The following is a 1,562-nucleotide window of genomic DNA, read 5'->3' on the forward strand; positions in this document are numbered from 1 at the left end:
AATATTATTTCTATTTTTTCTCTACGTTGTTTTTCCTTCATATGCGCTTCCGTTGACTGCATGTTTATCGCCTCTTCTCTTTGTGCACGGTCTAACCGTGTAAATAACCCCATCATAGCCAATGTACAGTGATCTTGTTGGGAATTGTCCTTTAAGGCTATCTCATCAACTGTATATATTTTCAAGCGCTTAATCTAACATCTTACATCTAAATATGTTGTTAGTGTGTGTAAAATACCATTAATCTTTTAAGTTTTTACTACCAATAACAAAATTAGAAAGTAGTGAAAACGTATGAAAACGAGTTTTATTATTTTATATGATTTAAAGAATTTACTTTGCGGTTCATAGCAAGAACCCTGTCACTACCCCTGTAATACAATACAACACAACATCATTTATCAAGACCTAATATCAAAAAAACTTGTGAAAATAAGCTATTTTGCATACTGGTCATGTACAATATGTCAAACAGCCTACTAGGTAACACGCAATTCAACTAAAGCGCACGTTAATGGAAGAAATATCATTCAAACATTAAGATTTTAGGGTCTTTATCATAACAGTGAACAAGCATAGCGTGTAATTGTCCCCGATGATGATAAACGTGTGCTAATATCTCTAACAGCCATTCATATCTTGTATAAGTCAAATCCCAATATGAAGTAGTTTGAGATAGGAGTTCTGCCTCGGATAAATTCATATATTTATTTTTTAATGATTCAAAATTGGTAAGGAAACCATCTTTTATTGAGTCTAAGGTTTTATATGATACTCCTGAATAAAAATTTTCCATTTCTTCTTGCGTTGCTTCTTTTGAAATACGCCAATCAGCTTCACAAATCACTACCATATGTTCTAATAGTTCCCCGATAGAATGCTTATTAGGTGTTGGTCTTTTTTGTAAATCGTTTTCCTCTAAATTGCCTATTATTTCGATTACTGTTTTTACAGCTACTTCAATTTGGTGTAATACACTTTCACAACTCATAAGTACCCCCTTGTTAAACTCTACTGCCCTTTAGTTAAAAAGGGAGTGGAACGGTGTTCCCTTAGATTTTTTTATAAACCTCTGTAAACATTGTGTACATCATATACCATCCTATTAATATCTGATTAATAATTCCATTATGTATAAAAAAAGAGGAAATATGCTCTCGTATTGAACATAGTATCCTCTTTTTATTATAGTCTGTTTAAATGATGTTGTGTTGCATTGAAATACTCTTAACGAGACAAAATCCACATCATTTTATGTTGAAATTTGCTTAACGTGGTTTTTTTTCGATTTGCGGTCTGTACCCCATATAGAAATAAAGCGTTCTTAAAGAGTTTTGTTAAAAATTTGTTATGTTTGACTTAAAAAAGGAAAGTAATATTTATTTGTAGAAAATTTTTAAGGATAAAAATGAATGTAAAAATAGAATGACTATCTATGATAAGAAAAGGGGGCGCTTATATATGCTAACAAATGATTTAGATTTCCGATTAGAACCACGTTTAAAAGAACTGTATGAACAACATAAAATAAGAGCGCAGAAGATAGACTGGGGTTATCATGA

Annotated in this window: 1 protein-coding gene and 2 pseudogenes; 1 reads left to right on the forward strand and 2 read right to left on the reverse strand. The window is 31.4% G+C overall.

All coding sequences use genetic code 11. The features are described from left to right. Positions 1-185 (reverse strand): annotated as a pseudogene (locus JDS96_RS31780) (hypothetical protein); the annotation flags it as partial. Between the two features lie 341 nt (positions 186-526). Continuing rightward, on the reverse strand, positions 527-991 hold the full coding sequence (locus JDS96_RS30355) for a DinB family protein (RefSeq protein WP_199669080.1): 465 nt from the start codon (positions 989-991) through the stop codon (positions 527-529). Positions 992-1,461: 470 nt separating this feature from the next. Here JDS96_RS30355 and JDS96_RS30360 point away from each other — a divergent pair. Further along, positions 1,462-1,562, forward strand: a pseudogene (locus JDS96_RS30360) (acyl-ACP desaturase); the annotation flags it as partial.

Origin of the sequence: Bacillus cereus group sp. N21, from assembly GCF_016483395.1 — a bacterium.
Taxonomy (GTDB): domain Bacteria; phylum Bacillota; class Bacilli; order Bacillales; family Bacillaceae_G; genus Bacillus_A; species Bacillus_A pseudomycoides.

Coding starts and splice junctions, on each gene's coding strand:
- JDS96_RS30355 (WP_199669080.1), bottom strand. CDS start 991: ATGAGTTGTGAAAGTGTATTACACCAAATTGAAGTAGCTGTAAAAACA.